The sequence below is a fragment of the Bacillota bacterium genome (genome assembly GCA_029961055.1).
Lineage (GTDB): Bacteria > Bacillota > Sulfobacillia > JAIMAT01 > JAIMAT01 > JAIMAT01.
Map to the genome: position 1 here is coordinate 42,085 of JASBVM010000027.1, position 6,763 is coordinate 48,847.

General features: G+C 73.9%; 5 protein-coding genes. 2 read left to right on the plus strand and 3 right to left on the minus strand.

Features of this window, described 5'->3' with window-relative positions; all coding sequences use genetic code 11:
• The first annotated feature begins 18 nt into the window (after positions 1 to 18).
• Positions 19 to 2,352 carry a DUF4118 domain-containing protein gene (locus QJR14_07900; GenBank protein ID MDI3317521.1) on the plus strand — a complete coding sequence of 778 codons (2,334 nt, stop codon included), beginning with the start codon at positions 19 to 21 and terminating at the stop codon, positions 2,350 to 2,352.
• Positions 2,333 to 3,046: a response regulator transcription factor gene (locus QJR14_07905; protein ID MDI3317522.1), complete on the plus strand. Its 714-nt coding sequence runs from the start codon at positions 2,333 to 2,335 to the stop codon at positions 3,044 to 3,046. The genes QJR14_07900 and QJR14_07905 overlap by 20 nt, the downstream gene beginning before the upstream one ends.
• A 63-nt stretch (positions 3,047 to 3,109) precedes the next feature.
• On the opposite strand, the gene argS is transcribed toward QJR14_07905, so the two are convergent.
• From argS to speE, 3 genes are read right to left on the minus strand one after another with little or no spacing between them, the layout of a single operon-like run.
• A complete protein-coding gene (gene argS, locus QJR14_07910; protein MDI3317523.1) occupies positions 3,110 to 4,825 on the minus strand; it encodes an arginine--tRNA ligase in 1,716 nt (571 codons plus the stop codon).
• Positions 4,826 to 4,868: 43 nt separating this feature from the next.
• The gene (gene speB, locus QJR14_07915; protein ID MDI3317524.1) at positions 4,869 to 5,729 is read right to left on the minus strand and encodes an agmatinase; all 861 of its coding nucleotides are present in this window, start codon (positions 5,727 to 5,729) and stop codon (positions 4,869 to 4,871) included.
• Positions 5,726 to 6,589, minus strand: coding sequence for a polyamine aminopropyltransferase (gene speE, locus QJR14_07920; GenBank protein MDI3317525.1), 864 nt, complete (start codon positions 6,587 to 6,589; stop codon positions 5,726 to 5,728). Before speE ends, speB begins: the two co-directional genes overlap by 4 nt.
• Positions 6,590 to 6,763: the final 174 nt, after the last annotated feature.

The window sequence follows — 6,763 nt, forward strand, 5'->3', positions numbered from 1 at the left end:
GGACGGCCGATCACGGGCGTGCGCGTGCGGGAGACGGTGCCCGACCAGATCCTGGACGAGGCGGCGCAGGTGGAGCTGGTCGACCTGCCGCCCGAAGACCTCCTGCGGCGGCTGCGCGAAGGGAAGGTCTACGTCCCGGAGCAGGCCGAGCAGGCGATCCGCCACTTCTTCCGGCCCGGCAACCTGAACGCCCTGCGCGAGCTGGCGCTGCGCCGCGCCGCCGACCGGGTCGACCGCGAGCTGCGGGAGTACATGCGCCGCCATATGATCAGCGGCCCCTGGCCGGCCCGCGAGCGGATCGTGGTCGGCGTCAGCTCCAGCCCCTCCTCGCCCTACCTGGTGCGCACGGGGCGCCAGCTGGCCAGCGCCCTGCGGGCGGACTGGATCGTGGCGACGGTGGACGTCCCGGGCTCCGAGCAGAGCCCCGAGGAGCGGGAGGCGCTGCGCCGGACGCTGAAGCTGGCGGCGGACCTGGGCGCCGAGGTGGTGCGACTGGAGGGGGAGGACCCCGCCCAGGAGCTGGTCGCCTTCGCCCGCGGCCGGAACGCCACCACCCTGGTCCTGGGGAGGAGCCTGCGGCCGCTGCTTGTCCGCCTCTTCCGTCCCACGATCACGGACCGGGTGCTGGTGGGCTGCGAAGGGATGGGCGTCTATGTGGTCCGGCCGCCCGCCCCGACCGCCACCGTCCAACGCCGCTCCTTCCGCCTCCGCCTGGGGTCGCCGGGCGAGCGGGCGGCCGGTTACGCGGCGGCGCTCCTCGGCGCCGCGGTCGTCACCGGCGCGGTCGAGGCGGCGCGCGCCTGGGTCGACCCGGTCAACGCCGCCCTGCTCTACCTGCTGCCCGTCCTGCTGATCGCCTCGCGCTGGGGCCTGGCGCCTGCCATCGCCGGCGCGCTCCTCGGCGTCGTCGCCTACGACCTCTTCTTCGTGGCGCCGGTGGGCCGGCTGACCGTGGCCGACTCGCGCTATGTCTTCACGCTGGTGGTCTTCCTGGCCGTGGCCGCCGTCACCTCGAGCATGGCCTCGCGCCTCCGCTGGCGAGCCCGGGCGGCCCGCCAGCGCGAGGAGCGGAACCGGATGCTCTACAGCCTGGGCCGCGAGATCAGCTCCGCCTTCGGCCTGGAGCAGGTGACGGCGGTGGTCGCGCGCAGGGTGGGCGAGACCTTCGACAGCTGGGTGGCCATCCTCACACCGGGCGACGACGGGCACCTCCGCCTCACCGCCAGCCATCCCAGCGGCTTCCAGCCAGAGGGGCGCGAGCTGGCGGTCGCCAGCTGGTCTCTCGAGCACAGGCAGATGGCCGGGCTGGGCACGGAGACGCTCTCCGGCGCCAGCGCCCTCTACGTCCCGCTCCTGACCCGCCACGGGGCCGTCGGCGTCATGGCCCTGACGCCCCGCCCGGCGCCCGAGTCGGCGGCGAGCCCCGACCCCGGCTCCGCCGCTGCCTGGTTCCGGCGACAGGGAGCCCCCGCCTCGCCGGGCCCGGCCGCCATGCCCGAGTCGCGCCGGCTGCTGGAGGCCTTCGCCGGGCTGGCGGCGGTGGCCATCGAGCGCGAGAAGCTGGCGGAGGAAGCCCAGGCCGCCCGCGCGCTGGAGGCCTCGGCCCGGCTCCACACCGCGCTCTTCGACGCCATCGCGCACGAGCTGCGCACCCCGCTCAGCTCGGTGCTCAGCGCCTCCGACGAGCTCCTCAGCGACGAGGGCCGCTACGGCGACGAGGCGCGGCGGCAGCTCCTGGCCGGCATCAAGCGGAGCGCGGAGCGGATGAACCGGGTGATCGGCAACCTGCTGAGCATGGCGCGCCTGGAGGGCGGCGCCCTCCACCTCCGCCTGGACTGGACGGACGTGGGCGAGCTGGTGGGCTCCGCCCTCGCGCACATGTCGGAGGCGCTGGCCGGCCGGCCCGTGCGCGTCCGGGTGGCGGAGGGGCTGCCGCTCCTGCGCCTCGACTTCGCCCTGATGCAGCAGGTGCTGGTCAACGTGCTGGACAACGCGGCCAAGTACTCGCCGGCGGACGGCGAGATCGAGATCGACGCCCGCCAGGTGGACGACCAGGTGGAGATCCGCGTCACCGACCGAGGCCCGGGCATCCCCGCCGAGCTGACCGAGCGCATCTTCGAGCGCTTCTACCGCCTTCAGGAGCCGCACCACGAGCGGGGCATCGGCCTGGGGCTCTCGGTGGCGCGCCAGCTGGTGGAGGCGCACGGGGGGAAGATCGAGGCGGGCAACCGCCCGGGTGGCGGCGGGCTGATCCGGATCACCCTCCCCGTGGAGAAGGGGCCAGCCGATCTGCCGCCGCGGGAGCCCGCGGGCGAGGGGGGAGCGACGGCCCGTGAACCCGACCGCGGCTGAGCAGCCCTGCTCGGGGCCGCTGATCCTGGTGGTGGACGACGAGGAAGCGATCCGCGACCTGCTCCGCCTCACCCTGGAGGCGCACGGCTACCGGGCGGCCACCGCCTCCACCGGAGGCCAGGCGCTGACGCTCCTGTCGGCGCTCCACCCGGATCTGGTCCTTCTGGACCTGGCGCTGCCGGACATGGACGGCGTGGAGGTGCTCCGGCGCCTGCGCACCTGGTGCCCCGCGCCGGTGCTGATCCTCTCCGTCCGCACCCAGGAAGCGGAGAAGATCGAGGCGCTGGACGCCGGCGCCGACGACTACCTGACCAAGCCCTTCGCCAGCGGCGAGCTGCTGGCGCGCATCCGGGCGGCGCTGCGCCGCCTCTCCCCCGCCGCGCGCCAGGGACGCCTGGAGGTGGGCGACCTGGTCGTCGACCTGCAGGCCCGGGCGGTGGAGGTGGCCGGCCGGCCGGTCCACCTGACGCCCATCGAGTACGAGCTCCTCAAGCTGCTCGCGCTCCACGCCGGCCAGGTGGTCACCCACCGCCAGCTGCTCCGGGCCGTCTGGGGACCCGGCTACGAGCGCGAAACCCACTACCTCCGCGTCTACGTCGCCCAGCTCCGCCGGAAGCTGGAGCCGTACCCGGAGCGGCCGCGGCGCATCCTGAACGAGCCGGGCGTGGGCTACCGGCTGGTCGATGGGGGCTGACCTCCCCGCCGTCGCCCGCCACGGCCAGGGGGAGGGGGGACCGCGCGGGCCCCGGGCCTCCGCCTACATCCGCTCCGGCGCGCTCACCCCCAGGAGCCCCAGCGCCCTGGCCAGCACGATCCGGGTCGCCTCGGTCAGCCCGAGGCGCGCCCGCGTCAGCTCCGGCTCCGCCGGATCGAGGACGCGGCAGCGCGTGTAGAACGAGTGGAAGAGCGTCGCCAGCTCGCGGACGTAGACCGTGATGCGGTGCGGCGCCCGCTCCTCCGCCGCCAGCCGGATCTCACCCGGGAGCTCGCCCAGCTTCCTCATCAGCTCCAGCTCGGCCGGATCGGTCAGGCGTGCCGCCGGCACCTCCCCCGGCCCGGGCGGCGTCAGGCCCTCGGCCCGTCCCTGCCGCAGGATGCTGGCGATGCGCGCGTGGGCGTACTGGACGTAGTAGACGGGGTTGGCCTCGCCCTCCAGCTTGGCCAGGTCGAGGTCGAAGTCCATGTGGCTCGAGACCGTCCGCATCAGGAAGAAGAACCGGGCCGCGTCGGTCCCCACCTCGTCCAGCAGCTCCTCCATGGTGACGTACTCGCCGCGGCGCTTGGACATGCGGACGACCTCGCCGCCGCGGATCAGCCGGACGATCTGGTTGAGCAGCACCTCGAAGCGGTCCGCCTCGTAGCCCAGCGCCACCAGCGCGGCGCGCATCCGCGCCACGTAGCCGTGGTGGTCCTGCCCCCAGATGTCGATGACCCGGTCGAAGCCGCGGCGGAACTTGTCCACGTGGTAGGCGATGTCGGGCACGAAGTACGTCAGCTCGCCGTTGGAGCGCCGGAGCACCCGCGGCTTCTCGTCGCCGTAGCGCTCGGAGTGGAACCAGAGCGCGCCGTCCTGCTCCTCCACCGCGCCCCGGCGCTGGAGCTCCTGCACCACCCACTCCGGCCCTCCCTCCAGCCCGCGGGCGCGGATCTCCGACTCCCGCGACCAGCGGTCGAAGCGGACGCCGTACCGCTCCAGCACGCTCTTCTGCCCCGCCACGATCCGCTCCACGGCGAAGCGGCCCATGGCGTCGCGGAGCTCCGGGTCCTCCCGGCGGAGGAGTTCCAGCCGCCGCGCCGGGTCGGCGGGCGCGTCCCACCGCTCCAGCCAGAGGCGGGCCAGGTCGCGGACGTACTCGCCCGGATAGGCTCCCTCGGGCAGCTCCACCTCCTCGCCCAGCTCCTGGCGGGCACGGAACTCCATGGCCAGGCCCAGCTTCTCGAACTGGCCGCCGGCGTCGTTGACGTAGAACTCGCGGTAGGCGTCGTACCCGGCGGCCTGCATCACCGCGGCCAGCGAGTCGCCGAAGGCGGCGGCGCGCGCGTTGACGACGTTGAGCGGGCCGGTGGGGTTGGCCGAGACGAACTCGATGTTGACCCGGATCGCCCTGGCGGGCGCCTGCCCGAAGCGGTCGCCGGCGGCCAGCACCTCCTCCACCACGGGCTGGATCCAGCCCGGCTCGAGGTAGAAGTTGAGGAAGCCCGGCCCCGCCACCTCCACGCGGCGCACCGGCGTCGGACCCGCGGGGAAGCGGCGGAGCAGCGCCTCGCCGATGGCGCGGGGGGGCTTCCTGGCGGTCCGGGCGAGCACCATGGCCAGGTTGGAGGTGTACTCCCCGTGGCCGGCCTCGCTGGGCCGCTCCACCACGAACTCCGGCAGCTCCCCCTCCGGCAGTTCGCCCGCCTCCACGGCCTCCCGCCAGGCGCGGGCGAGCCGTGCGCGCAGGTCCTCCACCGTCCGCTCGATCACACCCATCGTTCGCACCCTTCCTTCCGTGCTTCCGCCGGCTCCGGTTCGGCTAACCCCAGAGCAGCGCCGCCTCGCGGATCAGCTTGGCTCCCAGGATCGAGGTCCGCTCCGAGAGGTCGCGGGGAGGCGAGATCTCCATCACGTCGAAGGCCACCACCTGCAGCGGCGCGAGGGCGTAGAGCGCCTGGAGGAGCTCCCGCGAGCCGATCCCGCCCGGCTCCGGCGCCCCCGTCCCGGGCGCGTAGGCCGGGTCGACGACGTCGATGTCCACGGTGAGGAAGACCGGCGCGCCGGCCAGCCGCCCCGAGCCGACCAGCCGCCGCACCGGCTCCAGCACCTCCACCGGCACCAGCTCCGTCCGCTCCCGGGCGAACTCCATCTCCTCGGGCACGGCCGAGCGGATGCCGAACTGGTGGACGCGGCCCGGCGGGAGCGCCTCGGCGATCCGCCGGAGCACCGTGGCGTGGGAGAGCGCCTCCCCCTCGTAGCGGTCGCGCAGGTCGGCGTGGGCGTCCAGGTGGATCACGTGGAGCTCGGGGTACCGGCGTGCCAGCGCCCGGAAGGTCCCCAGGCTGGCCAGGTGCTCGCCTCCCACACCCAGGGGGAGCTTCCCCGCTTCCAGCAGCCCGTCCACCGCCTCCTCGATCCGCTCCAGCGAGAGCGCCACGTTGCCGGGGACCAGCTCGACGTCGCCGGCGTCGGCCAGCGGGTGCCGGTCAAGCCCCCGGTCCAGCTCCAGGCTATACGCTTCCAGTACGTCGGAGACCTCGCGCACGCGCGCCGGTGCCTCTCGCGTCCCGCCGCGGAAGCTGGTGGTGGCGTCGAGCGGCATCCCCACCAGCACCGCGCGCGCCTCCTCCAGGGGGACCGCACCCAGGAAGCGGCCCCCGCGCCGGAACCTCCCCTTCACCGTGCCGCCTTCCCCTCCCCCGGCAGCAGCTCCCGCACAAAGGGAGGAAGGGCGAAGGCCGCCCGGTGCACCTCGGGCGAGTAGAAGCGGAGCGGCATCCCCTCCACCCGCTCGAAGTGGACCTCCGGCCCCAGCGGGTCCGGCCCCTTCGATCCCAGGGAGAAGGTCCAGAGCCCGCCCGGGTAGGTGGGCACCGCGCTGAGATAGAGCCAGCTCCGCCCGAAGGCCTCGCGCAGGTCGCGCTGGATCCCGCGCAGGAGCTCGCGGTTGTAATAGGGCGACTCCGTCTGCGCCGCGAAGAGCCCCTGCTCGCCCAGCGCGGCCGCGGCGTCGCGGTAGAAGTCGGCGCTGAAGAGGCCCACCGCCGGCCCGACCGGGTCGGTGGAGTCGCAGAGGATCACGTCGTAGCGGTCTCCCCTCTCCGCCGCCGAGCGGACGTACTCGATGCCGTCGTCGATGTGGACCTTCAGCCGGGGGTCGTCGAAGGCCGCCGCAATCGCAGGAAGGAACCGCCGGGAGACCTCGATCACCCGCTCGTCGATCTCCACCATGTGGATCTCTTCCACCTCGCGGTGGCGGGCCACCTCGCGCAGGGTGCCGCCGTCGCCGCCGCCGACGATCAGGACCCTCCGCGGCGCCGGGTGGGTACAGAGGGCGACGTGGCTGATCATCTCGTGGTAGCCGAACTCGTCGTTCTCGCTCGTCATGATCACGTCATCGAGGACCAGGAGCTTCCCCACCTCCGCGGTCTCGTAGACGGCGATCTCCTGGTAGCCGCTCCGCTCGCGGTGCAGCAGGGAGCGGACGCGCAGCGAGAGGCGCATGTCGCGTGTCTGCTCCTCGGTGAACCAGGTGTTCACAGTACCCACCTCCAGAAGCCCTTGCCCTGAGCCACGTTGCGGTCGCTTCCCCCGGCGATTGGGGACCCAATCGGGGACCGCTGCACGAACGCGGTGCCGTTGCCGCCGCAGAGCCTGGAGCGCCGGGTCGCCCAGGGGAATCCTCCGCATCGCGGCCGATCACACGGGCGCACC